41 protein-coding genes are annotated in these 25,728 nt (G+C 56.0%); 15 read left to right on the forward strand and 26 right to left on the reverse strand.

Annotation, left to right across the window (positions count from 1 at the left end; all coding sequences use genetic code 11):
- Positions 1–38: 38 nt before the first annotated feature.
- From AB4O36_RS15905 to AB4O36_RS15930, 6 genes are read right to left on the reverse strand one after another with little or no spacing between them, the layout of a single operon-like run.
- Positions 39–383 (reverse strand): head decoration protein, encoded by a 345-nt coding sequence (locus AB4O36_RS15905; protein WP_226298972.1) that lies wholly within the window; start codon positions 381–383, stop codon positions 39–41.
- Between the two features lie 2 nt (positions 384–385).
- Positions 386–1,534: a head maturation protease, ClpP-related gene (locus AB4O36_RS15910; protein ID WP_460139676.1), complete on the reverse strand. Its 1,149-nt coding sequence runs from the start codon at positions 1,532–1,534 to the stop codon at positions 386–388.
- A complete protein-coding gene (locus AB4O36_RS15915; protein WP_460139677.1) occupies positions 1,531–3,012 on the reverse strand; it encodes a phage portal protein in 1,482 nt (493 codons plus the stop codon). The genes AB4O36_RS15910 and AB4O36_RS15915 overlap by 4 nt, the downstream gene beginning before the upstream one ends.
- The gene (locus AB4O36_RS15920) at positions 3,012–3,218 is read right to left on the reverse strand and encodes a phage head-tail joining protein (protein ID WP_226298969.1); all 207 of its coding nucleotides are present in this window, start codon (positions 3,216–3,218) and stop codon (positions 3,012–3,014) included. The genes AB4O36_RS15915 and AB4O36_RS15920 overlap by 1 nt, the downstream gene beginning before the upstream one ends.
- A gap of 1 nt (position 3,219) precedes the next feature.
- A complete protein-coding gene (locus AB4O36_RS15925; RefSeq protein WP_460139678.1) occupies positions 3,220–5,214 on the reverse strand; it encodes a phage terminase large subunit family protein in 1,995 nt (664 codons plus the stop codon).
- A 4-nt stretch (positions 5,215–5,218) separates the two neighbouring features.
- Positions 5,219–5,788, reverse strand: a complete 570-nt coding sequence (locus tag AB4O36_RS15930) for a terminase small subunit (protein WP_226298967.1) — start codon at positions 5,786–5,788, stop codon at positions 5,219–5,221.
- 435 nt (positions 5,789–6,223) lie between these two features.
- Here AB4O36_RS15930 and AB4O36_RS15935 point away from each other — a divergent pair, with 435 nt between their 5' ends.
- Positions 6,224–6,472 carry a hypothetical protein gene (locus AB4O36_RS15935; RefSeq protein WP_460139679.1) on the forward strand — a complete coding sequence of 83 codons (249 nt, stop codon included), beginning with the start codon at positions 6,224–6,226 and terminating at the stop codon, positions 6,470–6,472.
- Here the strand turns inward: AB4O36_RS15935 and AB4O36_RS15940 are convergent.
- Together AB4O36_RS15940 and AB4O36_RS15945 are read right to left on the reverse strand one after the other, a co-directional pair.
- Positions 6,444–6,773, reverse strand: coding sequence for a hypothetical protein (locus AB4O36_RS15940; protein WP_460139680.1), 330 nt, complete (start codon positions 6,771–6,773; stop codon positions 6,444–6,446). The two genes, AB4O36_RS15935 and AB4O36_RS15940, sit on opposite strands and share 29 nt — an antisense overlap.
- 36 nt (positions 6,774–6,809) lie before the next feature.
- Positions 6,810–7,130: a phage holin family protein gene (locus AB4O36_RS15945; RefSeq protein WP_460139681.1), complete on the reverse strand. Its 321-nt coding sequence runs from the start codon at positions 7,128–7,130 to the stop codon at positions 6,810–6,812.
- A 205-nt stretch (positions 7,131–7,335) separates the two neighbouring features.
- On the opposite strand from AB4O36_RS15945, the gene AB4O36_RS15950 reads away from it, so the two are divergent.
- Complete coding sequence (locus AB4O36_RS15950; RefSeq protein WP_460139682.1) at positions 7,336–7,533, forward strand: hypothetical protein; 198 nt, start codon at positions 7,336–7,338, stop codon at positions 7,531–7,533.
- A gap of 46 nt (positions 7,534–7,579) precedes the next feature.
- On the opposite strand, the gene AB4O36_RS15955 is transcribed toward AB4O36_RS15950, so the two are convergent.
- The 11 genes from AB4O36_RS15955 to AB4O36_RS16005 form a co-directional block, all read right to left on the reverse strand.
- A complete protein-coding gene (locus AB4O36_RS15955) occupies positions 7,580–7,945 on the reverse strand; it encodes a hypothetical protein (protein WP_460139683.1) in 366 nt (121 codons plus the stop codon).
- 245 nt (positions 7,946–8,190) lie between these two features.
- Positions 8,191–8,754: a hypothetical protein gene (locus AB4O36_RS15960; protein WP_460139684.1), complete on the reverse strand. Its 564-nt coding sequence runs from the start codon at positions 8,752–8,754 to the stop codon at positions 8,191–8,193.
- 3 nt (positions 8,755–8,757) lie between these two features.
- Positions 8,758–9,081, reverse strand: coding sequence for a hypothetical protein (locus tag AB4O36_RS15965; RefSeq protein WP_460139685.1), 324 nt, complete (start codon positions 9,079–9,081; stop codon positions 8,758–8,760).
- A gap of 5 nt (positions 9,082–9,086) precedes the next feature.
- Positions 9,087–10,376, reverse strand: coding sequence for a tyrosine-type recombinase/integrase (locus AB4O36_RS15970; RefSeq protein ID WP_460139686.1), 1,290 nt, complete (start codon positions 10,374–10,376; stop codon positions 9,087–9,089).
- On the reverse strand, positions 10,373–10,789 hold the full coding sequence (locus AB4O36_RS15975; RefSeq protein ID WP_460139687.1) for a VRR-NUC domain-containing protein: 417 nt from the start codon (positions 10,787–10,789) through the stop codon (positions 10,373–10,375). Before AB4O36_RS15975 ends, AB4O36_RS15970 begins: the two co-directional genes overlap by 4 nt.
- Before the next feature lie 106 nt (positions 10,790–10,895).
- A complete protein-coding gene (locus AB4O36_RS15980; RefSeq protein ID WP_460139688.1) occupies positions 10,896–11,198 on the reverse strand; it encodes a nuclease domain-containing protein in 303 nt (100 codons plus the stop codon).
- Positions 11,189–11,398, reverse strand: coding sequence for a hypothetical protein (locus AB4O36_RS15985; RefSeq protein ID WP_460139689.1), 210 nt, complete (start codon positions 11,396–11,398; stop codon positions 11,189–11,191). Before AB4O36_RS15985 ends, AB4O36_RS15980 begins: the two co-directional genes overlap by 10 nt.
- The gene (locus AB4O36_RS15990; protein ID WP_460139690.1) at positions 11,398–12,192 is read right to left on the reverse strand and encodes an ATP-binding protein; all 795 of its coding nucleotides are present in this window, start codon (positions 12,190–12,192) and stop codon (positions 11,398–11,400) included. Before AB4O36_RS15990 ends, AB4O36_RS15985 begins: the two co-directional genes overlap by 1 nt.
- Positions 12,182–13,093: a DnaT-like ssDNA-binding domain-containing protein gene (locus AB4O36_RS15995; protein ID WP_460139691.1), complete on the reverse strand. Its 912-nt coding sequence runs from the start codon at positions 13,091–13,093 to the stop codon at positions 12,182–12,184. Before AB4O36_RS15995 ends, AB4O36_RS15990 begins: the two co-directional genes overlap by 11 nt.
- 204 nt (positions 13,094–13,297) lie before the next feature.
- Positions 13,298–13,720 (reverse strand): phage regulatory CII family protein, encoded by a 423-nt coding sequence (locus AB4O36_RS16000; RefSeq protein ID WP_460139692.1) that lies wholly within the window; start codon positions 13,718–13,720, stop codon positions 13,298–13,300.
- Positions 13,721–13,803: 83 nt separating this feature from the next.
- Complete coding sequence (locus tag AB4O36_RS16005; protein ID WP_460139693.1) at positions 13,804–13,983, reverse strand: Cro/CI family transcriptional regulator; 180 nt, start codon at positions 13,981–13,983, stop codon at positions 13,804–13,806.
- An 88-nt stretch (positions 13,984–14,071) separates the two neighbouring features.
- On the opposite strand from AB4O36_RS16005, the gene AB4O36_RS16010 reads away from it, so the two are divergent.
- From AB4O36_RS16010 to AB4O36_RS16020, 3 genes are all read left to right on the forward strand, one after another.
- Positions 14,072–14,920 (forward strand): XRE family transcriptional regulator, encoded by an 849-nt coding sequence (locus AB4O36_RS16010; protein WP_460139694.1) that lies wholly within the window; start codon positions 14,072–14,074, stop codon positions 14,918–14,920.
- Positions 14,921–14,924: 4 nt separating this feature from the next.
- Positions 14,925–15,158 (forward strand): hypothetical protein, encoded by a 234-nt coding sequence (locus tag AB4O36_RS16015; protein WP_305383993.1) that lies wholly within the window; start codon positions 14,925–14,927, stop codon positions 15,156–15,158.
- A gap of 119 nt (positions 15,159–15,277) precedes the next feature.
- Positions 15,278–17,269 carry an ATP-binding protein gene (locus tag AB4O36_RS16020; RefSeq protein WP_460139695.1) on the forward strand — a complete coding sequence of 664 codons (1,992 nt, stop codon included), beginning with the start codon at positions 15,278–15,280 and terminating at the stop codon, positions 17,267–17,269.
- 41 nt (positions 17,270–17,310) lie between these two features.
- Here the strand turns inward: AB4O36_RS16020 and AB4O36_RS16025 are convergent, their stop codons facing one another.
- On the reverse strand, positions 17,311–17,583 hold the full coding sequence (locus tag AB4O36_RS16025; protein ID WP_460139696.1) for a DUF1654 domain-containing protein: 273 nt from the start codon (positions 17,581–17,583) through the stop codon (positions 17,311–17,313).
- 578 nt (positions 17,584–18,161) lie between these two features.
- On the opposite strand from AB4O36_RS16025, the gene AB4O36_RS16030 reads away from it, so the two are divergent.
- The 4 genes from AB4O36_RS16030 to AB4O36_RS16045 all read left to right on the forward strand — a co-directional run bounded on the left by AB4O36_RS16030 (position 18,162) and on the right by AB4O36_RS16045 (position 19,533).
- Complete coding sequence (locus AB4O36_RS16030; protein WP_460139697.1) at positions 18,162–18,311, forward strand: hypothetical protein; 150 nt, start codon at positions 18,162–18,164, stop codon at positions 18,309–18,311.
- A gap of 89 nt (positions 18,312–18,400) precedes the next feature.
- The gene (locus AB4O36_RS16035) at positions 18,401–18,544 is read left to right on the forward strand and encodes a hypothetical protein (RefSeq protein ID WP_460139698.1); all 144 of its coding nucleotides are present in this window, start codon (positions 18,401–18,403) and stop codon (positions 18,542–18,544) included.
- 176 nt (positions 18,545–18,720) lie between these two features.
- Positions 18,721–19,083, forward strand: a complete 363-nt coding sequence (locus tag AB4O36_RS16040; protein WP_460139699.1) for a hypothetical protein — start codon at positions 18,721–18,723, stop codon at positions 19,081–19,083.
- An 81-nt stretch (positions 19,084–19,164) separates the two neighbouring features.
- Positions 19,165–19,533, forward strand: coding sequence for a hypothetical protein (locus tag AB4O36_RS16045; RefSeq protein ID WP_460139700.1), 369 nt, complete (start codon positions 19,165–19,167; stop codon positions 19,531–19,533).
- On the opposite strand, the gene AB4O36_RS16050 is transcribed toward AB4O36_RS16045, so the two are convergent.
- Both AB4O36_RS16050 and AB4O36_RS16055 read right to left on the reverse strand, forming a co-directional pair.
- The gene (locus tag AB4O36_RS16050) at positions 19,534–19,767 is read right to left on the reverse strand and encodes a hypothetical protein (RefSeq protein ID WP_460139701.1); all 234 of its coding nucleotides are present in this window, start codon (positions 19,765–19,767) and stop codon (positions 19,534–19,536) included.
- A gap of 87 nt (positions 19,768–19,854) precedes the next feature.
- Positions 19,855–20,193 (reverse strand): hypothetical protein, encoded by a 339-nt coding sequence (locus AB4O36_RS16055; protein ID WP_460139702.1) that lies wholly within the window; start codon positions 20,191–20,193, stop codon positions 19,855–19,857.
- 116 nt (positions 20,194–20,309) lie between these two features.
- Between AB4O36_RS16055 and AB4O36_RS16060 the strand changes: the two genes are divergently transcribed.
- Positions 20,310–20,711: a hypothetical protein gene (locus AB4O36_RS16060; protein ID WP_460139703.1), complete on the forward strand. Its 402-nt coding sequence runs from the start codon at positions 20,310–20,312 to the stop codon at positions 20,709–20,711.
- A 44-nt stretch (positions 20,712–20,755) separates the two neighbouring features.
- Here AB4O36_RS16060 and AB4O36_RS16065 read toward each other — a convergent pair whose 3' ends face one another.
- Together AB4O36_RS16065 and AB4O36_RS16070 are read right to left on the reverse strand one after the other, a co-directional pair.
- Complete coding sequence (locus tag AB4O36_RS16065) at positions 20,756–21,082, reverse strand: hypothetical protein (RefSeq protein WP_460139704.1); 327 nt, start codon at positions 21,080–21,082, stop codon at positions 20,756–20,758.
- A gap of 89 nt (positions 21,083–21,171) precedes the next feature.
- Positions 21,172–21,750, reverse strand: a complete 579-nt coding sequence (locus AB4O36_RS16070; protein ID WP_460139705.1) for a hypothetical protein — start codon at positions 21,748–21,750, stop codon at positions 21,172–21,174.
- A gap of 337 nt (positions 21,751–22,087) precedes the next feature.
- Between AB4O36_RS16070 and AB4O36_RS16075 the strand changes: the two genes are divergently transcribed.
- Both AB4O36_RS16075 and AB4O36_RS16080 read left to right on the forward strand, forming a co-directional pair.
- Complete coding sequence (locus AB4O36_RS16075) at positions 22,088–22,849, forward strand: DUF4406 domain-containing protein (RefSeq protein ID WP_460139706.1); 762 nt, start codon at positions 22,088–22,090, stop codon at positions 22,847–22,849.
- A complete protein-coding gene (locus AB4O36_RS16080) occupies positions 22,846–23,517 on the forward strand; it encodes a hypothetical protein (protein ID WP_460139707.1) in 672 nt (223 codons plus the stop codon). Before AB4O36_RS16075 ends, AB4O36_RS16080 begins: the two co-directional genes overlap by 4 nt.
- 44 nt (positions 23,518–23,561) lie before the next feature.
- Here the strand turns inward: AB4O36_RS16080 and AB4O36_RS16085 are convergent, their stop codons facing one another.
- Together AB4O36_RS16085 and AB4O36_RS16090 are read right to left on the reverse strand one after the other, a co-directional pair.
- Positions 23,562–23,780 carry a hypothetical protein gene (locus AB4O36_RS16085; RefSeq protein ID WP_460139708.1) on the reverse strand — a complete coding sequence of 73 codons (219 nt, stop codon included), beginning with the start codon at positions 23,778–23,780 and terminating at the stop codon, positions 23,562–23,564.
- A 132-nt stretch (positions 23,781–23,912) separates the two neighbouring features.
- The gene (locus AB4O36_RS16090) at positions 23,913–24,212 is read right to left on the reverse strand and encodes a hypothetical protein (RefSeq protein ID WP_460139709.1); all 300 of its coding nucleotides are present in this window, start codon (positions 24,210–24,212) and stop codon (positions 23,913–23,915) included.
- A gap of 166 nt (positions 24,213–24,378) precedes the next feature.
- Here AB4O36_RS16090 and AB4O36_RS16095 point away from each other — a divergent pair, with 166 nt between their 5' ends.
- The 3 genes from AB4O36_RS16095 (at position 24,379) to AB4O36_RS16105 (ending at position 25,708) form a co-directional block, all read left to right on the forward strand.
- Positions 24,379–24,804 carry a hypothetical protein gene (locus AB4O36_RS16095; protein ID WP_460139710.1) on the forward strand — a complete coding sequence of 142 codons (426 nt, stop codon included), beginning with the start codon at positions 24,379–24,381 and terminating at the stop codon, positions 24,802–24,804.
- Positions 24,801–25,205, forward strand: coding sequence for a hypothetical protein (locus tag AB4O36_RS16100; protein ID WP_460139711.1), 405 nt, complete (start codon positions 24,801–24,803; stop codon positions 25,203–25,205). Before AB4O36_RS16095 ends, AB4O36_RS16100 begins: the two co-directional genes overlap by 4 nt.
- A gap of 221 nt (positions 25,206–25,426) precedes the next feature.
- Positions 25,427–25,708 (forward strand): hypothetical protein, encoded by a 282-nt coding sequence (locus AB4O36_RS16105; protein WP_460139712.1) that lies wholly within the window; start codon positions 25,427–25,429, stop codon positions 25,706–25,708.
- The last annotated feature ends 20 nt before the right edge of the window (positions 25,709–25,728 follow it).

Here is a 25,728-nt window from a genome sequence, read left to right on the forward strand (position 1 = left end):
CCCGCTCAAGGCGGGGTGTATAAAGTGGACTGACCGACTTATCGGACGATCAGAAAATGGGAGGCCAGCGCCTTTTCGGCATCGAGGTCGAGCCCGGTCAGATGCGCTTCGCTGACTTCCGCCAGTCGCACCACCGCACGGCCACGGCGGACCACATCGGACTCGCCCAGCGGACCGAAGAGAATGGCGACGGCCGTCTCGCTGCCGTCTTCGGCCGCCGGAGCGTAAGGCGCAAAGTGACCGGTGGCCGTCACCAGACCGAGAATCTGGCCCGGATACAGTGCTGGGCCGGCAGCGACATTGATGGATTCACGTGAGATGTTTCCCGCGCCTTCCGAGAGCAGGAACTCACCGGCGTGAATCGGTTCTTTTTGGATGGTCATGGTCATGCTCCTTTCGCGCCGCGCGCAGTTCCGGATTGAGCTGCTTGTCGAGCGGCCCAGATCGAGTTGGGATCGGGTTGTTTGGCCTGCACCTTAGGCACCAGGTCTTCATCCAGTGGCAGGCTGTTGTCGATTTCAAATCCCTTGCCGCTGCTGACGATCTTGTCGAACAGACGCGCCCGCACCGCCGCTACGTCCAAACCAGCGGCCACGTACTCGACGCTGAACTCGGGCAGCCGAGCCGCGACACACAGGTCATTCACCGCCTTGGCGCGGGTCAGGCCAGCCTGGACGATGGCTTCGCTTTCCAACTTGGTCGAGCTGAGCAGCGGCTCGACCAGGTTGCTGATACCGGCTTCGGCGCAGCGCTGGGTGATCATCACGGCCAGCTTGGCTGAGTCGACCACGGCGGGAGTCGGTGGCAGCTTGTCGAGCTCCACGTCGGGATCCGTCTCGGGCGGCTCGTCGAGCTGAGCCAGCAACTCGGCCGGCGCGTGCTGGTATCGCTGCAACACAGCTCCCTGGCCTAGGCAGGCCTTGACCGTGACGCCGTCGCCGACCTCATCGGCCAAGCCCAGCGCCACCGCCTCATTGGCGGTCAGCCAGGTTTCAGCGGCGACCAAGCGCCGCAACTCGACCTCATCGATGTCCGGCGCCTTGGCCTTGTAGGCCGCGATGATCGCCTCCATGGTCTGGTCGAGCACATCGGCCACCTTGCGAAAGTCTTCGGCATCCCCGGCCGCGTACGTCCACGGGTTGTGGATCATCAACATGGCGTTGGAGGCGATCACCACGCGATGCGCACCGCACACGGCGACACTCGCGGCGCTGGCAGCCAACGCATCCACCCGACCGGTGCAACGCTCGCCCAAGCGCGACAGCGCGTTGTGCATGGCCAGACCATCGAACAGATCGCCGCCGATGCTGTTGAAGGCGGCGATCACGGGTGAGACGCCGTCATCAATGGCGCGCAGGTCCTGCACGAACTGATTGGCGGTGATACCCCAACCGCCGATCTCGCCGTAGACAAAGACTTCGATCACCCGCTCGGCGGCTTCGCCGCTGGCGTGCACCGCGTACCAGGTTTTGTCCTCCACCGACACCTGCTTGCCAGCCCGGTTGTAAACGCGCGGTCGTGCTTTTTTGCTCATGGTTGTTCCTTGTCGTCGTTGGTGACGACGGCGTCGAGAGTGTTGTAATTGAGGCCAAGAGTGGTGGCCCGGGCCAGGTCAGCGGCGTTTTCCGCGTCGACCGTTTCCGCGTCGTAGCCGGTGCGCAGGACCATCTCGCTGCGCGAAGCGAAGCCCGCCTGCACTTCCATCCGCCGCGCCTGAACGTCCTGCACGGGCTGGATGTAGGCCCAGCCTTGTGGCACCCACCGGGTACGCAGGTATTCACGGCGCCGCTGGGTGTAGTCATCCAGCACCAGGACACCTGATAACACCGCCATGTCCATCCACGCGGCCCGCACCGGGCGGCACAGCTGATGCACGTAAACGCCGAATTGCAGCTGCTCCAGGCGGCGCCGGAATTCGTTGAGCACCACGCGCAGCGCTCGGTCGTTAACCTCGCGCATGTCGCCGGTGAGGATCTCGTAAGGCGTCCCGGTGCCCGCTGCCGCAGCCATCAGTTGCTGCCGCATGAAGTCCGGATAGTTGTTGCCCGCATCCGGCGGTTTGGAGAACTCGACCTCTTCACCGGGTCCCAGCTCCTGCATAGTGCCGGGCTCGAGCGCGACCATCGGCGTGAAGCCATCACGATCGAGACTCAATGGTTGGCCGGTGACGGGATCTCTCGGCACCGGTCCGGAGTCGGGTGCCGGGCGGCTGATGAAGCCGGCAAACAGGTTGGCTACCTCTTGGCGAAACAACACCGCATCGTCGTAGTTGTCGAGACTGCGCAGGCGCTTGAGCACCGGCGACAAGCGCGGTACCCCGCGCAACTGGCCCGGCTCGACTGGTTCGAAGATGTGCAGCACCTGAGCGGCCGGCACCCGCACTAGTTGGTTGTAACCGGCGTTCAGCGACGACGCATCACGCGGATGCGACAGGTACATCCAGTACGCCACCCGCTTGCCGCTCGGGGTGAACTCAATCCCGGCGCGGATGAGGTTGCCGGTTTTGGTGGTCTCAAACTTATCGTGTGGCACGAACTCCGGCGCCAGGATCTGCAGCTGCAACGGCACCGCCAGGCCTTCGTCCAGACCGCGAGGTCGCAGCCGCACAAAACATTCGCCCGAGGTTTCCACTGTGCGTGCCACCAGCGCCTGCTGACCGTTGAAGTCGGTGCGTTCATCGGCGTCCGACTCATCAACCCAATCCTCCCAGAGCTCCTGCAGCAGTTTGCGCAGGGCCTCGTCGTCGGTTTTCGGTCGCGGCGTGATGCCGGAACCGATCAAGTTGCTGACGCGTTTGTCGATCACATTGTAGGCATACGGGTCGTTGCGAACCGCTGCCCGAGAACGTGAACGCAAGTTGCGTAAGGCCGGGGTGTTGATGCTGTTGATCCCGTTGTCGGGAGCATCCCAGCCAGTCGATCGGCGGCCCTCCCCGGCGCCTTCGTAACTGGCCTTGATGTTCGACGGCAACACGAATCCGTTACGGGTGAGCGTCGGATAGTGACGGGCCATTAGAGTCCTTTGCCTCCGTGGTACAACCGAACCACTCGCGAGCGTGGCCCGGCCGCGCTGATCAGTGACGTACGAATTTCTTCGCGCGCCTTGAGCAGCTCATCGACCGTGCGGTATTCCACGGTACGGTCGGTGTAGCGCACAGTTTTTTCACCGCGAGCAATGGCCGCCTCAACCGCGTCGAGGTGCTTTTTCGTAAATGACATATCAGCGTCTCTTCAGGTAGCCACTGGTGGAACTGCGGCGTTGTGGGGGGGCCGTTGTCGGACGTGATTTCACGGCTGGTTGCGGCGTCTGTGGTGCTGCCGGTGTTACGACTGGCCGACTGAGCCGTTCGCTTTGAACGGGTTGGCCACTATCGCCCGAAGCCGACTGGATGATCGCCTGCCGAATCCGCGCCCAATCGTGATCTTGGAAGCGATTGATGCCGAGGTAATGCGCCATGGCCAGGTTGTACACCAACAGATCGAGCGCTTCGTTGCGCTCGGACTTGCCCTTGGTCCATTCGATGCGTTTATGCCCCCTGACGTAACGGGTGACTTTGCGCTCAGCAACGCACTGGGCGAAAAAGTCATCCGGCAGGTCGTTGGCAAAGTGCAGCGCTCCCGGGCCGGTGTCGAATGCATAGCGGTTGTAGATCCAGTCCTTCGCCGTGTCGGTACCAACAATCCAAAGCTCGGCGCCATGCCGTTCAGTCAGGCCCTTCCATGTCACGTCGACCATCGAAGGTCGCTGCGCGATCACCGGCCGGCCCCGCTTGCTCGCCCCCTTGATGGCGAACACGCTGCGCCAGCGGCGCATACGACAGAACTGATAGACCTCATCCGTATGGTTACCACCGGAGTCGACCGCAGTAGCCATGATCATCAGTTCAGCACCACAAGGGTGTCGGTAACGGGCCTTGAGTAACTCATCCAGCGCCGCCCAGGTGCGCTCATCTGCGGGGTCGCCGGAGATCACTTGAAAGTCGACCACCCAGCGTTCCATGCCGGCGCCCCAACCCATCACCATCAGTTCCAGGCGGTTGGCCTGGGTGTCAACAGAAGCGGTCAGCATCAATACGCCGTCGGGCATTGAGCCAAGCCCGTAGCTTTCCAGTCGCGCCCGATCCATCAGCACGCCGGCTGAGGTTTGCTCCTGAGCGCTATCCCAGACCTTGGCCAGACGGGTGTTATAAAACACCTGCATCGGCTCCAGATCGCCTTTGGCCTGAGCCTTTTTAGCCTTCTCGAATTGCTTGGCCAACGAGGCCCAACCGGTCCAGCCGGGCGGCGAGTACAACGCGTTCAAGTTAAAACCAATGGTTTCGCCATCGCCTTGGGTGTGTGCTCGCCACTCCCCTTTCGCCAGCATCTCGCCCTTATAGCGCTCTTCGATCAGTACGTCGCAGTCGGGGCCGGCACATTGGTAATGCACAACCTGATAATCCGCCGAGTAATGCAAACGCTCCCATTCCAGAACCTGCATGTGTTCACAGGTTGGGCACGGCACGTAGTAGTAACGCTGATCGCTGACCTCAAACAGATCAGCGATTCGTGACGCCCCCCTGATCGTCGGCGAACTGGAAAAATAAAATTTGGCGTTACGGCCGAAAGTACTGCCGCGAGTCTCGGCCAGTTCGACCGGGTCGCCCTCTTCGCCCACGTCCACACTCCAGCGATCAACCTCGTCGCCATAGATGTAGCGGGCGGAAAGCTCCGCCAGATTGGCCGCAGAACCGGCCGTGGTGATGTACAGCGAACCACCCTCGAACTCCTTCGTGTCCATGGTGTTGCGCGCATCTCGCGAGCGGTTAGACGCCACGCGCTCACGCAGAACCGGCGTGGCCTTGATGGTTTTACCAATCCGCGACGATACCCGCTTGGCCAACCCAAGACTGGGCAACAACGTGAGGATGTTGGACGGGGCCATATGGATCAGGCCGCCGATCCAGTTCAAGGCGATCTGCGTTTTCATCAACTGCGAAGCCACCATGGTCACCACGCGCTTGCACGGGTGGGCAGGTGACAGACAGCGCATCGGCTCACGCGCATATGGGGTACGCGAAGTGTGGTATTGACCAGGCTCGGCCGCACCCGTATCGCGCGGTATGCGCATGTACTCGTCGGCCCACTGATCGATCCAGACATCTGGCTCTGGTCGCTGCCCACGGAAATACGCTTCGCGGTACACCGTCGCACCGCTCGACATTTCTAAGGACATAGGTTTAGCTCGGGGTAATGGCTTGTTCTAGATCTGCTGTAGACAGCCGCTCAGCATCTTCCAGCGTTTTTCGCAAAGCCGACGTCAGACGCTTTTCGATTTGCCATGGATCAGACATCGAGGCCAGTTCAGGCGATAGCTGTGGAGCCATTCCAAGCAAAAGATCACGCAGTAAGCGACCGGCGTTATAGGCCGCATCTTCGACCGCTTTGCGCTCTACCAAGGTGCCCTGGGCTTTAAGGAAGTTGTTTTTTTCCTGAAGCGACAGGTAGTGCTCACGAAGAGCGCGTGACCTTTGAAAGTCGGGCGGCGGATCAGAGGAGTCATCTATAAAGTCTGCGACGACTATTTCCAGCGGTGGCTGATCACTTCGCTTCGGGCGATTGCGCTCATGTCGAGCGGCGACGGCGGCCTTGCTCGGGTCGCTCGTCATGGCCAGAAGCTGTTCGCTGGCATCCACATCAATCTTCCCGGCAGCATTCAGAACCAGTCGTTGATTCTTGACCAGCTTGCCAACGTACTGCCTGGACCACCCCTTCAGCTCGCAGTACTCCTTGCGAGATACAAAAGCCATGCGGCCTCCATCGTCGTGGCTTATCAAGCCTGTCAACTAACCCGGCTTAGTTGACAAGCCTTCTGACCATTGCGCCGGGGCTGCTGTTCGAGAATCTGAACAGGCGTAAAAAGGCCTACAGCCCAATAGAACCGGGGGGACTTCACTACAAAACACTGTTTGGATCACGCGAATTCTGTCGATGAAAACACAGAATTTCTTGTCAACCTGTCAACCACTGTCAACTAACTTTCCAGCCCTGTGGCTAACGCTTTCCCGCGGGTTTCCGACCCCGTACAGCCGGAAATCCCCCAGGGTCCCCGGCGATTCCAGCAGCTAGGTCAATGAGATTTCTCAGACAAATTGCTAGCATCCCGAGACCGTCCCTGGCAGCGACTTGCCAAGGATGGCTGATAGGAGGCTTCATCCTGACGCCTTCATGAAAAGGACCTTGAAATGCAAGTAGATATCTACCGCGATGATGCACTTGAACGATGCCTGATTGTTAAACACGGCCAAGACATTGAAACGCTTTCAGCTATAAGCCCTGAGTTTAAAAAAGGCCTGAGCTATCAACGCGACATTGATACCGACTTCGATAAGCTACCCACAGGGCTCATCAAGAACGACGTGCTTTCTGCAATAGAAGATCGCGGCTATCACGCCAGTAGATTCACTACGGGAATTCAAGAGATTCAACCTTAAGAATGACGCGAAAGTGGAGTACCCCTTGAGAATCAGGGGCCAGGTTATGGCTTAAAGCAACGTCACTGGGTGGCATGTTTCCCTTTGCCAGCATCTCGCCGACTTCGTCACTCACAAGCAAAGCCACAGAGTGGACAACGATGTCGACCTGCGCCTCCAGCTCCTTCTGCAGAGCTGACTCTAACTCCGCGATGAGCTTATCTAGTGCACCACCCCGGCGGTAGGGCAGTCCCGTTACGCCGCCGGTCTCACCTTTGACCCACAGCTCTTTCCCATCATCGCCTATCACGCGGACTTGCATCGGCCGATCTCCTTCGAATGCTTGATTGTCAGCGACTTACTTACCGACTTGAACGCCAGCCTTCTTTGCCAAGAACTGGGTGTACAAACCACCGGCTACATCGGCACCAATCACCGCAATGACGATGCCCAAGCCCGCGGCCAGGTAGAGGTTATTCCAGAGAGCCATTGCGAGCAGTAGCGTGGCCATGCCCAGAAGACCGGATGCAAGAAAGCGCAAAGCCACACGCTGCAGGATCTGCCGGAGACTCAGATCAGCTCCCGATGCCCTGAGCATTTCTCCTGACAACCCCGCCATGCTCAACAACACCAACAACCAAAGGGGCATATCGGCGAGCGTCTGGTGCTCAGTGTTCATCAGCAGTCCTCAAGTAAGTCCGGCCTCTATGGTGCTGTCATCCGCTCGAAGCAAAGAGTCAGGCATAGGGCCGAAAACGAAAAAACCCCGGCAAATGCCGAGGCTCGAAGTAGGTGAAGAAATGACCGTGACAGTCACGCCAACCATACAAAACGCTGAATTTTCAGTCATGACAAAATAGAGGCTCAACTACGCGGAGAGCACTATGAAGGACGATGAAAGCAGCACAACGGTTGGTGAACTGTTGGACTCCCTGAAAGATTTCCCCAGGGACACGAAGGTAAGGTTTCAAGGCGGATTGAACTTATATCGCCTGAAGCGGCGTGGCGATAACCTAATTCAGGTCGAATTCAACGAGCCTGTATCAGATGCGATGCGCTACTACCTCAAAACCCACAAGTAAAACGCTTGGACGAGAAAAGCCCGACTCGATGGTCGGGCTTCCGCACTCAAGACACCTGTCGGCTGTTGTGCCAGTAAAGATACACCAGGCCAACAGGTGCTATGAAAATTGCAAACGACCAGCACATGGCCATCGTAAAGCCTTTCACCATTAGCATAAGGATGGCATTGACGAAGAACACGTTATCGCCCATCACGTAGCCCACGACACTCTCATATACGAAGCGAGAATACGGATAGAGCAGCGTGCATACGATCGACATAACAATCAGCCCAGGCTTACCCATCAGGCCAGCTGGACTATGCGCTGCGAACGACAAAATCAGAATCGCAAACAGCGATCCAAAAATGAACTGCCGGATGTAGTAGCTGGTAGTCAGGCCGCCAAAAGTCTTCAAAAAAAACGACTGCATAAGATCCCTCTATAGCGTTGGATTGAAAGATGGCCATCATAATAGCCTCACCCACCAGCGCCAAGATCGGAAGCTTGAGAACGACAAAGCAGAAAAACATAACCTTTGCTCCCGAGAGGTGAGAGCCGATTATCGTGGATAACCGTACAAAAAAACCCGACTCAATGGTCGGGTTTTTTCTGTCTATCTCATAACGCGCAAGATCGACATGATGGGATTAATTTACGGCCAATTGGCCATCACGGTCAAGCGGCGTCTACGAAGATTTCTTCCAGATCAAATATCTCGGTTGCATGGACCACGGCGGCCTCTTCCAGTTGCTCCAGGCGCTTGTGAATGCCCGCACGCCAGTTGCGTCGAGTGCGCTCCGGAGAGCCTGCAAGGTCCCAGTTGTTCATGTCGTAGAACTCGGCGGACAACACAATCATGTCAGTGGAGCGCTTGCCGACCTGAACGCCTTTCAACTTTGGGATAGCCCAAGCAGTCAGCGCCTTATAAACGAACAGCTGCGGTGCAGGGGAAGTCATGCGAGCTGCCAGGCGGCCGATGGCGGCTACCTTATTGGCCTTGTGCGTGGAGTACTTTGCGACCAGCACATCCCACTGGACTGGCTCAAGCCGACGATGCAGGAGCGCATAGAGGCAGCAGTCGTAATCGAACTTGTCGCGCACCGACAGCGAACTACCAGTGCCACCATGGCGCAGGTCGGCATCGATCAGCTTCTGCCAGGACTGCTTCGTGCTGTTGTCGATGTTGTCGGCGGCCAGCACCCGCACCAGTGTGCCCATCACGTCTTTATAGATGCCCATCGCTCAATCCCCTGTGAAGTTCGATCCGCCGGCACCTCGGCGGTTGTTCTGTTCGTATTGCTGCTGAGCGCCTGAGTCCTGATTCAGCCTTTTGCCAAAAGCAAGGATGCGCTGCTGATAGATGTTCAGCATGAGCCCGAGCTGGGTGGCCAGCACCTCGACCGGTAGCGCCTCCCCTGTCTCCGCCGAAACCCAACCGGAGGCGTGGCATTCAGTGCAAGGCAGTTCATGAAATATGCCTTTGATGACCGCTTTGCCCTTGCATGCTGCGCACCATTTCAACGGCATCGGCGAAGCACTGAAGGCGGGGCCATGCTGCTTTTTCATCATTTTTAAACCTCGCCATTAACAAATTGTGGAATCACCTTGCAGGCCTCGCCGTTCGTGGCTTGTAGGCTGTTTTGCGAATCTTCATATCTAACGCCTGTCTGCCCGTGAATCGCCTTGAAGCCACGACCATCTAACCAGTCGTGCCACTTCACCAGAGCCAGTCGACGCTGCTCGGTGGCCTGGGTGTTGATGTAGGTTGAGGCGATCTTGCCCAGCGAGTGGTTGAGCAGCATCTCGCCGATGTGCCCGTCGATGCCGAGGTCTGTCCAGGCAGTGCGGGCCACCTTGCGCAGGTCATGGCTAGTCCACTCGCCCATGCCCAGACGGGTGAATACGGCGCTCGCCTGGTTGTCGCTCAGTGCCAACCCGCGGCGTGATGGGAACAGGTAGGCACCTTGATAGCCGGCTGCCAGCTGGACGGAGCGATAACGACGCAGCAGCGCGCATACCTGGTCGGTCAGCGGCAGACGGTGTTCGGTCCGGGTCTTGGTGTGCTCGGCGGGGATGAACCACTCACGCTCCGGCAGCGCGATATCGGCCCAGCGCGTCATGCGGGTTTCGCCGATGCGCGTGCCATGGCAGAGCATCATCAGGGCGAGCATGGCGTCTGCCGGCGCGGTCTCGAAGCGCTCGATCAGCAAGCTGAGGACATCGGGAATCTGCACACCACGTAGACGTGCCGCCTTGGGCACGATGCGAGCGGTGGTGAAGTCGGCGAACTTCATGCCGGCCATTGGGTTCGTCGGAATCAGGTCCAACTTATGCGCCTGGCGGAATGCGGCAGACAGCAGGCGATAGAGCTGCTGGACGTAGGACAGTGAAAGAATGGCTTGCAGTGGCCACATCAGCATCTGGTCAAGGCTCTGGGCGCTGACGTCGCGAATCAACAGATCGGCCAAACGTGGTTTCAAGTGGCAGGCGATCGCGGTCTTGCCGCCGGCTTTGCGCTTGTCCGACAGCGACCTGTCACGGGACATGCGGTCACCGTACCAGTCGAGCAGGTCGCCGACGGTGGCCCACGCCTCAATGGCGGCACTGGCATTCGGTTTGAGCACTAGGCGTTGACGCAGTTCGGGCAAGACGGCCAACACCGCATTGGCTTTCAGATCAGGATACCCGGCGATCCTCCGCCACGAACGATTCACCACCAGATACCAAGAGCCGCGCCCCCTCCCCTCACTGAATCGAAAATAGAGACCAGGGTGACGAGGATCACGCAGCGTGTGCACCGATGCATCAGCGGCCTGCCGCCGGATCTCGGCATCGGAGAGGTTGACGACGGCGGTGCTCACGCAGCCACCACTGTAGGAGCGAGCCGCAGGTAAGCGCGGATCTGCTCCATCGCATCGAAATGCCCACGACAGACCACGGCGAGATAGCCTTGGTCGTTCAGCTTGCGGATTCGCTCATGCTGGCTGGCCGAGATCGCAGCGTCATTCGGCGGCGTGGCCTTGAACTCGATGTACAGGCCGAAGAACCCGACGCGGGCGATTGGTAGCTTCAAGTCCGGGATGTCTGCCTTGACGCCTTGAGCCTTCAACTTCGCGGCCACGGCCTTCACCCGGTGCCCGCCGTTCGGGACGTGATAGATCAGGTCGGCAACCACGGGCATCCGCGCCCACAGTTCCGCCATCAGCGCAGCCTGCTCGAGGCCTTCGCGGTCGATGCGTTTTGCGCGTACCAGCTTGGGGGAGAACGGCTTCATCGGCGGTCACCCCGTGCTTTGCAATGGCGGTCATTGAGGCGACGGCAAACTTCGCAAAGTGCCCAGGCGGCGAGAATCATCAGGACGAGTAACGTTTTTGGGTCAATCATGCTGCCCCCTTCACGGTGAGGATTCCGGCCCGGATCAGGGCCTCGTGTGTTTCGGCGATCGCGCGCGGCATGTCATGCCAATCGATGTCGCCGGCGGCGCGGCCGTCGATGACGTCGTGGCAGGCGCTGCACGCGAAAACGGCGACAGTGTCGAAGCCCTTCATGCCCATTCCCTTATGCCCGCACGGCAAATGAGCGAGCACCGTCGTGGCCGGGTTGAAGTTGCAGGCACCAGGCAGGCGGACGGTGCAGTCTTGGCCGTTGGCCGAGGCGCGAAGTTTCTTCGAGGTCACGCGCATACCCGCTCCCCGGTGATGACGTCGATCACCTCGAAATGTTGTGGCCACATGGCGCGGCCGAATTGAAATGCGATTACCTGATTCTCGAACAGCGCGACGGCACGATCTGGCTTGTCGGTGAGGTCCCACTTGTAACCGCAGCAGTGCACAGCGAAGCGGTACTCGGCAGGATTGGTCGGGGCAAGCCGGGAATGAACCATCAGAAGCCGTCCTTACCGCGCTGAGATTCCCACTCAAAAGGAACGGCAATCGCCCCGCCTTCCCGCAAACGATCAAAGCAGCGCTCGCCCATGGCGTCTGGAAGCATGGCCGCATCGAGGTTTGAGATAATCACTGTCGGACGCATTTGCTCGTACCGGCCGTTGATAATCGAAAACAAAGTCGTCAGCTCGAAGTCGCTTGGGTTTTCCTTGCTCACGCCAATTTCGTCGAGGACCAGCAGCGATGGCCCGATCAGACCTGACAGGATTTGGCTCTCGGTGCGCTCGCTACCTTTCGAGTAAGTCGCGCGGATTTCCTGCAGCACCGTGCCAATGGTTCGGTATACGGCTGTCGCATCTGTCTTCTTCATGATTTCTGCGGCAATAGCCACGCCCAGATGCGTCTTGCCAGTGCCCGGCTTGCCCAGCAGCAACAAACACCTTCCGGTCGGGGCGATCTCGGAGAACTTGTCTGCGTACTTGCTGCAGATCCTCAGCGCCTCTTTTTGCCCTGGTGAAGCGGCGAGATACCCGGCAAGGGTTTTGCCCGTGAACCGCTTCGGGATCAGCGCCGAGCCAAGCTTCAGCGCCAGCTCCTGACGGGCCTGAGCCTTGATTCGCTCCTGCTCTTCTGCTTTTGCATTGAGCTGGCACTCAGGGCAGGCGGTTTTGAATTCGCGACCGAAGATCACGTTGATGGTTTGCGAGTACTGTCCGTGGTCTTCGCAAATGCCCGTCGATTTGAGTGGCGCAGCCGATGCGCTCGGCATGGCGATCACGTTTTCAGATGCCATAGGTACCGTCCTCGCGCCTAGTCAGGCCAGCGGTGTAGTTGCGTTCAGCGAAGCCGTTGTGTCGCGATGGCTGGACAGGCTTGCGGAGTTGCCGGACATTGCTCGCCTTCGCCCTGTCCGACTTCACCCAGCCGACCAGCATCGAAACCCATTTAGCTTGGGTGTTCAGGCCGCCTATGGATTCGTGATGGGCTGTGAACGAAGCCGTGGCTTCGGAGGTGAACAGATCCGGCGATACGCCGAAATGAACGCAGTAGGTTTTCAGGAGATTGGCGTCAGGGATCCAGTCCAGTGTCATCTCCACCGGAGACTTTGGATCAACCACCGAGAACTCCTCGGCAGTTGGTTCTGGCTCGACTTGCAGACTGTCTTCACCCGCGTTGAGAGAGTGGTGTTGTTCTTGATTCGGTGATTCAGGAATCAGGAATCCACAATCAGGAATCAGGGCGTTATCTAACGGTGGGTTAACAGGCTCTAACGGTTCTTTAACGTTAAAAGACTGTTCTGCAACTAGAACCTTCCGTTGAGAGCCCGCTACGACAACGTTACCTTTGCGTGCATAAACAGTGAGATAACCGTTAATGTCCGGGAGAGCGCTGTCCTTTTCGGTGCCGTGGGGGCTCTGGTGCTTCTGGAAGTTTGTGATCTCAATGACCGAGAAGCCGGACACCCGGTAGCGGGAAATGAAACCGGCAGCGGCAAGGCGTGCCAGACCTTCTTCAACGTCGTAGTCATCGCATGGGAACAGTTCGATCTTGATTCGCTTCACGCGATCCTCAAGACGCCCTTCCCGATCTGCCAAGCACCAAAGACCAATGAAGGCCAGCCGGTCGAATGCTGGAAGCTCGACCAGCAACTCGTTGCTAAACAGGCCGGGCTTGATGTTTCGAGCACGGGCCATTACGTCTCCTCCTGGGTAAGCGCAGGGAGTCGATGAGGCTCATGGGCTAAGTTGATGTGACGCGACACGTTTTGCGATTGACCTAAATGTGTCGCGACATGGGGGGTATTGCCGGGAGTAACGATCGTGTTCATAATGGCCCCACTGTGTTGTACAAGTTGTTGAAAGAGCCGCCCTGCCAGGCGGTTTTTTTATGCCTGGGATTCAGGCAGCCTTCAGCGATTCGCGCAGAACCTGCAGCGCGTCGATTGCTTCAAGAATTGCTTTCTCGCCCTGGGCTTTTTCGTGCTGGCTGATGTGGTTGTCTGCCGTGGCGTCGAAGATCAAACGACCAACATCTCCGCACTCAGCCGACAAATGACCGAGCGCGACCATCAGCGGCTTGGCGACCGGCTTTTCGCGAGCCATTAGGTCAAAACCGAATTGGTCGGCGAGCGCCATGAGTGGGCGCATGTCTTGCGTATGCAGCAGCACGCCAAACAGATGCTCGATTGTCAGGTGGTGGGCTGCGTTGTCCGGATTCGAGCGCTGCAACAGGCTCACGTGCGCCATGCACATTTTCCCAGCCAGCTCCTCTGCCCCGTTTTCCTTGATGGTGGTGTGGCAGGCCCTCAAGAAATCTTCCATTCGTAAAACCTCAAATTTGTTTCCGTGGCAGCGCTCGCCAGGTGCGGCGATCATTCGCTCAACAGATCAATGACAAGGACGGCTTATGCAGCAGTTTTCTTTTTGTCGGCTCTCAACTGGCCGGCAGTTACAAGCTCGAGCTGGTACTGACGTAGCTCAGGAATCTCCTCGCCCCACTGCCGGACAGCCTCGTACGTAATGCCGAGCGCTTTGGCGAGGGGCGTGATCCCTTTGAAATGTTTAATTGCGTCGGCACGGTTCATGGCTGACTCCTTTGGGCACACGTCAATTCAAGCATGCTTGTGTTTACTAAGCAAGCATGCTTGCCAAGCTAACTTGTAGATTGCTTGCATGAAAATTACTGACCGGATTACGAAACTCGTCCTTGCGCGAAAGCCTGAGATCGGGCCACGAGGATTCAAAAGGGATATAGCGACAACCTGCGGGGTCAGCTACGAAGCTGTTCGTCAGTGGTTTGCCGGCGACACCGGCAACATAAAGAACGAAAACCTCGTCGCGATCGCTGAAGGATATGACACGACGGTTGATTGGCTACTTTCCGGCAAGGGTGAGCCGCCGAGCCGGAAGGTCGTAGATACTCCAAAACCCAGCAATAAGTCATCTGCAGATCTGGTCAAGCAGATGCTCGCTAAGCACGGCCGGGGGCTGTCGGAAGAAGCACGAGCGCGAATCGCCGAGGCAGTGGAAGAAACTGCGCTGGAGTCGAAGTCAACCAACGTAGTGAAAGTCGACTTCACTCGGGCCGGTCAGGTCGGTGATGAAGTATGGATTGCCCACTACGACGTGCGCGCAGCGATGGGCGGCGGCCAGATCCCGCATGAATATCCAGAAATGCTTCAGGACATACGGGTCAGCCCCAAACATTTGCGTGACCTGGGCGTCACCTTCAAAGAGCACTTCCATCTCAAGATGATTACTGGGTGGGGTCAGTCTATGACTCCGACGATCAAGGATCGCGACCCCCTGCTCGTGGACATCACGATCCGGGAGTTCACCGGGGATGGCATCTACCTCTTCTCTCACGACGACATGCTGTACGTAAAGCGCTTGCAGAAGAAAGGCAAGGACCGCTTCAAGATGATCTCGGACAACAAGCACCACGACCCAGAGGATATCCGAGTGGACGATACCCACATCCTGGCTCGCGTGCTTTACGTGTGGAACGGACAACCGGTGTGACGCTATGTCTCTGACCAAGCCAAACCAAGATTTAAAGCGCGATTTGCAAGGTATTGCCTCCGACCTCAAGTGGTCAGCTGTAGAGCTGATGAGGATTGCTGAGCGGCTCAGCCTGGCAGGGAATGAGGCAGACGCCCAGGCCGTGCTGAAGATGTGCACGGTGTTTCATGCGGATGAGGATCGGCTTACAAGGCATGCGGAAGATGTGAAGGCGGGAAAGATTTTGCGTGATGCGTAACGAGATCTACATACAGGCGCGGGAGCTTCCGGTGTGGTCCGGTGTGGAATGCTCATTAAATTTAAATGCTGAAATACCTGCGCTAAACGGGCGCTAATACTGAGGATGATCAATTGACCATGGATTTTGTCGCCCGAGACTTTTCTGGATCTAACACCATCACGCACAGTGGCATCACTAAACATTTCAAAAATGTTGAGCCTTGGCAAGCACTCGCTGAACTTGTTTGGAACGGCCTAGACGCCGGAGCAACAACAGTCCAGATCGACATTGAAAGTACGGAAATAGGTGGAACTGTTTCCGTTACTATTTTAGATAATGGTACTGGCATTAACATTGATAAGCCAGACGAAAACTTTCGCAGATTCAATGACTCATTAAAAAAGGACTCATTCGACTCTCATGGATCTCAGGGACGGGGTCGACTCGCATTTCACAAAATATGTCATAGTGCGAAATGGTTTACTCGCTTTGAGGGAAACGATGCTCGAATTGTAGTGCTGAGTAGTAATCTAAGCGCAGTTGATGGCAGAACCATTCAGCCAGATGAGCAGCACGGTCTGCTTTCGAATTTTAAGTCTGGCACATGCGTCACTCTGACAAACTTTGAAAAAAACCTCCCAACTGACAGCTTTCTAATAAAAGAGTTTAGCAAAGAATTTGGACCGCACCTTGTGCTGATGCCGGAAAAAACAATCACTATAAATGGCATTAAAATTCTACCGCAATCGCACACAAAAACCTCACTTGCCATCAAAACAAACTCTGCAATATTTGACGTAGACCTAGTCCAGTGGGATGAGAGACCTGGCACGGAAAAATCTTACCTGTACTTCATATCCAGCAAGCTGAAAACGATTTACAAGCAGTACAGCAGCCTAAACAAGAAAAGAGACTATTATACTTCAGTTTTTATCAAATCCTCTTTTCTTGAGCGCTATGTTAAAGAAGATGATAGTTTATGCGAGCCCTTTAGTTCTTTCTTGACATCCGAGGATTTCCGGCTGCTCATTAGAGACTTAAATGCGTTCTTAAGGCATTGCTATGCAGAATTCCTAGTAGGTAAAGCACAAGAGCAAATTGACGCTTTTGAAAAAGCCGGTGACTTTCCAAGTTATGAAGGACTTAACCATAGTGAGTCCACATGGCGCTTATCTCATGTTAAAGAAATCGTTAAAGCCGTACTAATTAGAGAACCAAAATTATTCGTCGGCGGTAATAAAACCCAGCGCAGACTGATTATAAGATTATTAGACAGATTGTCAGTTTCAAACGAAAATAGTGGCATATTCGATGTACTCGAAAGCGTACTTAATCTGGATGCCGCAGCCATGACCCAGCTTGCAAGTCAGCTAAAGAAGACAAAGCTCGATAACATCATCCAAACGATTGAATTATTGCAGCATCGCGAGTCGGCAGTTAGCCAGCTTAAGGAAATCATGAATGTCCATTACAAAGACATCCTAGAGACTCCTGACTTACAAAAGGTTATTGAAAACAACACTTGGCTATTTGGCCCTGCTTACGAAATACTCGGAGCGGAAGAAGATACGTTCACAAACACGGCAAAAAACCTACGTTCCAAAATAAAAAACATCGATGAGGTTACTATCGAGGATTTAGCCAGCGATGTAGAGATCGACGGCGCGAATCGACAAGTAGATTTACTTTTAATTCGAAAAAAATTACAACTCGATGCAAGGGGCCGTAAATTTTTCAGATGTGTGATAGTCGAGATCAAGCGCCCAGGGGTATCACTGAACAACAAACATCTGCAGCAACTTGATGAATACGCATCGATTTTAAGTCACTACCCTGAGTTTAACAGCGACCTTACGAGATTTGAATTAATTTTAGTAGGGCGCAACATCTCTAAAGAAGCCTATTCTATCCACAGCAGGCTGAAAACTTCGCAACTGTACGGTGAGCCTGGCCTTGTAACAAGTGACGACAAAATAAAAACCTATATTAAAACATGGCCAACCATTTTTGATGAGTTTGAAATCAGCAATGACTACTTACTAGACCAGCTGAAAACTCAGCGCGCCTCTCTGTCATCCTCCTCGAAAGAAGAGCTTCTCGAAAGCCTTCAAAAAGAGACAGCACAATAGTTACGGCGAGCCCGCCGCCTCGGCGGGCTCGGCTTCGAATATCAGAAAGGCGCAACGTCCTCTTCCAGCTCAAACTCAGCCTCTCCCCTTCCCGCGCTCTCCACTTCCTGTTGCTCCCACCTCACCGTCACGCTGCCGTCGTCATTTAGCGTCAGCTCAAGCTCGTCCATATCGGCAATCACGCCCAGTACCTCCTCCCACTCCCTATCCCCGTCCGTGTCCAGGCGATGAATTGTCACCCAGCGCTGCGCCTGCGCCACTGGGTGATTAATCATCGACGACACCCTTAGACCCAGTCGCTCCATGCCCGTCATTGCTGCCCGCGGCGATGGCGCCGGGCCCCCCCTTCTGCTTAGCCATAACCGCCTCTCTATAATGCTGTACATGCATACAGTAAGCAAAATAAACACAAGCTTGCTTGCATTCAATTCACAAGCATGCTTTTATAAATGCAAGCCGACTTGTGCTTCAGAGCAAGCACACGAGGCAAGAGCCGAAATGCTCAACCGCTCTTTAACAGTCAGGAATCTTCGCGGATCGATCCCCGGCAACGGGTACAGCGCGAAACATAAATTTCGATCCCTATGCCAGCTCTGGACCTGGCCGCACTCCCCCATGTGAGTGTGCGAAACCACGCAAGCCACCCGATGTGACGCCAGATGCGGCAGCGGGCAGAGAGAGGACTCCGGCGACGAGTGTGGTGGAGATACGAAGTAAACAATTGGAGGTTCGCCATGCTTTACCTATTCGCCGATTACGCCGCTGTGGCTTCGATGCTGGCACCGATTGTTGCGGTGTGGTTGAAGCTGGCGGGCCTCATCTAGCGGCAGCGCATCACTGAGCAGCCTTCTCGCGAGGGCTGCTTGGGATGACAACCGACAGGTAATCACCCATGAAAATAGCCCAGCTCCAACAACACACCTCCAACTGCGAGAACAACGCAGCTATCCAGGAGGCAGAAGGTCAGTTCGAAGACGCTGCAAACAACCGCACCAACGCTGCCGATTACCGGCAAGCAATCGAAGCGCTCCAGGCTGAATAGCATCACTTCTGCCCATTCACTGAGTGGGCAGCGGGATGCGGACGACTAATACCGATACCGGCCACCTGCATCATCAACCGGAGAACTTCATGCTCCAGATCATCCTGATCGGTGCCACGCTGAGTTTTGAAAGGCCAGAACCCTCGAGGCTTGCGAGCGTGTCAGGCGATCCATTGCGCTCCCATGCCGAGCGCTGGCGAACGATCATCGGGGTCGTTGCGTTCTGGCGCTGACCGATCCCGCCAAAAACCTCGCATCTGAGATTACTGCATCTGTGAAAGGCCTGAACGTCCACGGGCCTTTCTTTTGCCCCGCCTTTATCCGTCAGCACTCTCCCCTGCGCCCAACGGCAACCAGCAGGACGGCCGAGTGCTGACGAATAAACGCAACCCCACACAGAGGGATCGTCATGAACCAGACAATTCGCCAAAAACATGCGGTCCTGCAGGTGCTGCGGGAACGCGTTCTGCTGTCCACCTCGGAGATGTACAAGATGATCGGTCGCGAAGAGCCAGCCCGAGCACCACGCTTCAACGTCGTGCCGCTGGGCAAGAACAAGTTCGACGTTATCGAGCGCGGTACCGAGCTTTCCCGCGGCGCCCGTGACGGTCACGACATGGCCTGCGATTACGCAAAGCAGCTCGAAAAGAACGCCGACTTCTTCGAAGACATCCGAGTGTCCGCCGGAAGTTTCGGGCGAAGCATGCTCCGCTGGACCATCGGTGCCGCCTCTTTACTGGTTGTGTTCGCTTACTTCGGTGCTGGGCATTGAGACGAATCAGCAACCAGGTGCGCCAGCGCCGAAGACAGACATGGCTGGATATACCGGCCCACGGAATTGAAGAGGCACGCCATGGCCGAGGAACAGCAGGAGCCGACAGCGGAGTCGCTGAAGCAGAAGAAGAAACGGGCCAAGAAGGCCGAGGACGATGCGAAGAAAGGCATTTGCGTGTTCAAGGTTGAGGTGGCCGGCGTGTTCATGCCGGACCTCAAGCGCCTGATGAAGAAACACGGCTTCAATAATCAGCAGGAGGTGTATCAGAACCTGCTGCGCAACGTGATCGCCGCCGACTTCGAAACGGCGGCGCGAATGCTTCGTTGTGTCACGACACCTTACGAGCTAAACGAAAAGGTGTCTCGGAGTTTCTACACCAAGAGCATTGCCGCGTTGAGCGCCGACCCGGGCGAGCCAGAGGACGAGGTCATCAAGCCTGCATTGTGATCACGCATCCGGCTCGATGATAAAGAGGAATTGGCCGGCCTTTGTTAGCGCAACGCCACCTTCCACCAATCCTGCAAGGTCTCCGCCAAGGCCATAGACCTCTTCGCCATCCAAACGAAACTTCCAAGTACCGTTGTCTGAATAGGCAAAGCCATTTTCCGCCCACCCTACTCTCGGCTTTTCCGGGATTTGACCGTAAAGAATGTATGCCCCATCGCTGTAGTCAATAGCCATATCTCACTCCTTGATCCGGCACCATGCCGGTCACTCGTAATACCCCAACCAATATCCAAATTGCCGCCACCGATAATTGAGAGGCTTTTACTCGACTTTGATCTTCATATTGGGCTCGTTCACCATTGTCGGACGGCGCAACTCTGGATCGTTTGCGTCAAGACAACGGAACTGCACCTCGGCATTGGCATGCCGGCCGTAACCTTTGTCTATGGATGAATCTTTAAGCGGCATCAGCTGCTTGCCCTTGCCCTCGCAAAAGGCATTCGCCTCCTGATATAGCTGAGCCTTTACTGCACCGCCACTAAAGGTAGTAAAGCTGCCTTCCTTCGCGATCATGTAAGTGTCGCGCCCCATTGGCACAACACCTGGACCAGAGCAGCCGGCGATGAGCAATGCAATCGTTGAAACCATCAAAATCCGCATCTATTGCGCTCCATGCGTGAGTGATGGCGAATCATAGAGCCATCACTCTGCTACTTCACCAAATTTCACACAACCGCATCCCGTATGGGAGGGCGGTGCCTGACTGGAGATAATCCATGAGCCAAAACTGTGCATACGTGCGGCAGCACTATCAAGTGCCAGCCGAAGTCGGCCGCCGCGTCATCGCCTACGGCAAGCCCGGCGTCATTCTGGCAGATCGCGGCCACTACATCGGCGTGGTGCTGGACGAAGATCCGAAGAAGCGGATCAGCAACTACCACCCGACCCATGAAATTCAGTACGGCGTGATGGCCGAGACGCTGCCACTCAAAGAGTGGCTGGTTCTGCCATTCAATCATGATTGGGATGACCTCAGCTGGAGCCGAGAGGCCAGAGACGACTTGGTCAGGGTGTGGGCGGCGACTCTCGGTCAGGCCAAATACAAGGCCTATGAGCGACTTCAGGATTACTGCCACAGCATCAAAGCTATGCTCCGATTCAAAGTCCGGAGAGCCTGATCAGCCCTCGCCCAATTGTCACATTGGGCGAACGCATGGGAAATTCAGTCTTTCCGGCGACTGAACCAACATTGCAGCTCATCCACGACAGTAGAGAGCTGTAGCTGGTCATCGATGGAAAGTTGGCGAGCCCTGATCATGAACAACCCTTCTCTATCCGGATCCTCCAACCCATCTGTCTTCATGAGTTGATCGAGCTGCCTAATCCATATGCTCGAATTTTCGTCAAAAAGAGATCTGTCGAATCGATCCAAACCCTGACCACACTCGAAAAAAGCGGAAGCGATTGACTGATCCTCACCTTGAGGGTGAGGAAGCATCAGAACGGATCGGGCAGATGCAAACTTCTCTGCTGCGTAGCTGAAAGACATTGTTTCTCCTTATTCCGGCTCCATGCCGGGCCGAACACAAATACCCCACTTCAACGAATCACGCCAGCCGGCGAGGCAGGCGTCTGCATTTACTTATGCACTGGCATGGAAATATCGTCAGGTTTAACTCCGTCATGCTTATCCAAAAACGCGTTACCGAATTTCTCCCAATAGGAGCCAATGTTGAAGCGACGCATGCTCAGCTCACCCCGGAAAAACATGTACTGCTTAGACTGAATTTCCTCCGGATCAAGACCTTGTTTAACGTCAATCAGAATACCGGACATATTTGCCATTAGTCCGTTAAAAGCTATAACAAGATCGTAAGAACCTAGCGCGTGTGGAGGAATGAGTTTCAAAGACGCTAAAGATGACTCAATCATGTGTGAGTGGTGGAGATCCCAGTTTAATTTGAAGTGCCCGTATGAAATCGCCTCATCTGCAGAATCAAAAAGTGAAATAGCATTATCCACTGCACTCTTCGCCACCGCAAAATATGCCCAAGCCTGTATTCGAGTGTCCTTTTCTTTGTGCAAACTCTGTTTCTTCACTTGCATATTGCTGATTTGAAATGCTCCCCAGATAGCTGCGATTGACCCCAGCGCCTGTACCCAAGAAGCAAGTCCCGGGTGGTGTTCAATCCAAAACGAAATATTCTCCCAACTCATAACCCACTCCCCTGTAGATCCCGGAACTATAACGGCGAGGATCCCCTATGTCCGCACAACAGGTTCAGTCATAGCCTCCCTTGATATTTCGGATGATCGGATGTGCGTCGCTTCGCCGATAAACTCGAAGTTTCAAGCCACTCGAACACGTTATCACTGAGTACTTTGCTGTAGGTGGTTGTTGCTCAGAAACCACTTCCGAGCAGTCCCAACCGTAGGTATTCAGCGCATGCCACGCCAGATCTGCTTTTGAGAGATTGCGACTGCTATGAGCATTTGACAGATCATGGTTGAACTCAGAATCTTCAGCCTTGGTCACCCCCTTCGTGGGAGATGCTTGAACTGGCGCAGCCTGAACTTGAGCAATGCTGTAGCTGGAAGAGGTTTTGGCGGATGGATTGTTGTGACTATCAATCATCCCTTTGCCGACAAGACCGGCGAGCCCAATTGCCAAAACAATCCCGATAGTCCTTCTCTCCACGACTGCCACTCCCTCTGCAAAGACTTTGATGATGTCAGCTTGCGCTGGCTTCAGTCCACCGACTCAAAAATTACCGCCCGGGCATGCCCCGGCATAGGACGCCCCATGCCCACAGAAAACCGCAAGCCTGATCTTCGCTCGATCGTCACCGAATCGCTGATGGGCATGATTGCCGCGGTGACTCAGATGGTTCCGCCGGCGAACGAACCACCACCGCCTTTCATTCAAGGCCCGATTGACCGGGCAGTTGACCGGATCAGCGCAGTAGTTGCGCCTGGTGTGACGCTCGCCGCCACCCGCACCAGGCGCGTGTACGTCGCCGGGCCCATGACCGGGATTGAGGACTTCAACTATCCAGCCTTCAACGCCATGGCCGACCAATTGCGCGCCCGGGGTTACGAAGTCGAGAACCCGGCAGACCACGGCATCGTCGCAGGCGCCCAGTGGGCAGACTACATGGCCTACGACCTGACCCGCCTGGGCCTGTGCGGCGTGATCGCCCTGCTGCCCGGATGGGAAAGATCGGAGGGCGCGAAACTCGAAGTTCAAATCGCCCACCGCCTCGGCATGACGGTTGTGAATGCCAATGATCTGGTATCAATGGAGATTGCAGGATGAACAATCAATGGAAATTGGTGCCGACTGAGGCGACCCGAGAAATCCTTGTTGCCATGTTCAAGGCCAACGGGCACGTCAACGCATACCGGGACGCAATCGCCGCCGCTGTACCGCCGCAAGATTTAAAGCCTTTCATGTACGAAATCATGCAGCCAGATGGGAAGCCGCACTACAGCGAGCTTTGCGTATCTGACGAGGCGCATCACCTCGACGATGAAGTCGATTCAATGAACGATGGCGAAGAGCTGGGCTACCGGGTTGTCGGGCTCTACGCCCAGCCGGATGCAGGCAAGGTCCAGCGCCTTCGGGCCGAGCGTGACGCCCTGCAGCTTCGCTTGAACGAAGCGGATCAGCGGATTGATGAGCTGACGCAAGGCCATGGTGAGCATGTGGCGCTTATGTCCGTGGAGCGCAGCTACGACGTTCGAGCTCAGCAGATCCTTGCCTTCAACACGTCCAAGCAGGGTGGCGGTGATCTGGATGATGCGCTGGGTGCGGCATACAAAGCAGCACTTCGTTACATCCCTCACCCAGGCGAGCAGCCCGCGCCGGGATCGGTAGTACGGCCCGTTGATCCTGAGCGCGAGCGCCTAATTGAGATCATCGAGCGTTACCCAAACAGCGATCCCCTCGAATACGACGCAGCCGTTCGCAAACTCCAGCAGTAACTCCCTCCCCCTTCAAAGTCAGCTTCACTCGCTGAATTAGCCATTCAGATAGCAGGCGGAAGGACGTTGGTACCGGAGATGAGCGGCGCATTCATAAAGGCATCCCAGCATTTATAGGCTTCGTGCTGCCTCTTGTTTGCAGCATCCCACTCGGGACCTGAAACACACCTTGATGAAACCAGCGTCATCATTCCCATGGTGGCAGCGTCAAGCTCTAACAGAAGCTGGTGCGACTCAAATCTGAAGTCATCGATAGAAGCCATAGCGTTTCTCCTGGGCGGAGCTCACCGCCATTGAGAAACCGCCGCTCCTCGAACAGTCGAGTACGGCCACCTCGGATAATTCATACCTTCTGACCACCGGTCAGCTTTATCCCTCCCCTTCAAAGTCAGCCGCTATCTCGAGGAAGCTGAGCGGCAAGTACTCGCACTTCCTGCGGTAGCCAACTGTCGAGCTCGACCGACACCCCAAGCCAAAGCTCTAGTCATCGATTCACCAGGGCGTGGGTCAACAGCCTCTTCATGCAACGCCATGCCACCAGGAGCATAAACCCCGATGAACCTTTGAGTCTCGCCGGCACGCGACAGCCTGACTTGCACGTCGATGAAAGTCCCATCATTCAGAGTTTCATCGTGTGTTCTGCTGTGGAGCTCGGGATCTGCCCACGCCCAAAACACATCGCCTCGAAGTCTCATAGAGCCCTCCTGCCGGTTCCTTGTGAGGGTTAACACAGTCCAAAACTAGACCCATTCGAACGAAGCGCAACCGCGCCGAAACGGTATCGGACAGTTGGTCAAAACGGTTATACGAATCCAAATTTTATGTACAACTCTCAGCCGCCATAGCGGCAAAGGAACAGTCATGCCTGACGAAAAGATAACGTTCGTGAATGGCGAGCCAGCCAAATGCGGATGTCAGATGAAGTTGAGCTCTGGCGGCGGCGATTACTCCAATGTGCTCTACGTGATGCCATGCGCTGCCCACAGCGCCAAACCTTTCGGCCCAGTCGAAGTGAAACGCGACAAGGATGGTTGGTGGTACCACCCGAACATCCCGAACTTTGGTGAAGGCGAAGATCCTGCCCCATACACCGCCTGGACGAAGGAGCAAGGGCTGGAACTGAAAGGCTGGCACTCGGGTGACGAGATTTACGAACTTCCGGAAGAGGATGCGGCGTGCACCGCTTGGAATCCCGAGTCACCAGGGCCTGAGTGGTTCCTGATGGGGATTTTCGACACCGAGGACGGCCCTTATGTGCAATGGGCGCGCCGCGAGGTGACGCCATGAGCCGCAGCGGATACAGCGATGATTGCGGTGGTTGGAGCCTGATCTGCTGGAGAGGAGCCGTCACCTCCGCACTCAGAGGCGGGCGCGGTCAAGCCTTCCTGATTGAGTTGCGCGATGCACTGGACGCCATGCCGGGCAAGCGCCTGATCGCCGACTCCCTGCAGGCGGAAGGTGAGTTTTGCACCATCGGCGTGGTTGGGGCGAAGCGCGGTGTGGATATGGCGGTGCTCGATCCGGATGACCGAGAAGCCGTAGGTGAGGCGTTTGGCATCAGCCCCGCCATGGCTTCAGAAATCGTTTTTATGAATGACGAAGGTAGCTGGCACGCCGAAACACCGGAGCAGCGCTGGGTGCGCATGCGCAAATGGGTCGAGTCGAACATCAAGCAGGTGACGCCATGATCATCCCAGCCTCTGCCCTCGCCTACATGGCCTGGCTCATCTACAACGGGCCACGATAAATGAGTCCGCCCCGCCAGCCACGTCAGAAGGAGTATCACAGGAGCAACTTACTGGCGAAGCGAACACTTAAATATTAGCCCAGAAAGTCAGACTGCTTCATACCCCTCATCTGTTATCCAACATCTACCAGCCTGCCGGTGATCGGCAGTCGAGGAATCCCCATGACCAAAGAAGACATTTACGACGTACAGATCAACCCGCTGATGGCGCAAATCATCCAGATCTGCAAAGAACACAGCATCGCAATGATCTTCAGCGCACACATCCCAAACGAGGAAGATGCCGATCTCGCTTGCACGACCCACCTGGCTGGCGACGACGGCGAGTGCTACGGGGCTTTCGTCAAAGCGTTCCACGCAATCCGCTCGCCAGCAGCGCCAGTTGTGCATACGCGCACCATCCACGGCGACGGTACTGCAACCCTGACAGCGATTATCGGCTGACCCCATCCCCACCTTCTGCC

It is taken from the genome of Pseudomonas sp. S2_E01 (genome assembly GCF_054668365.1).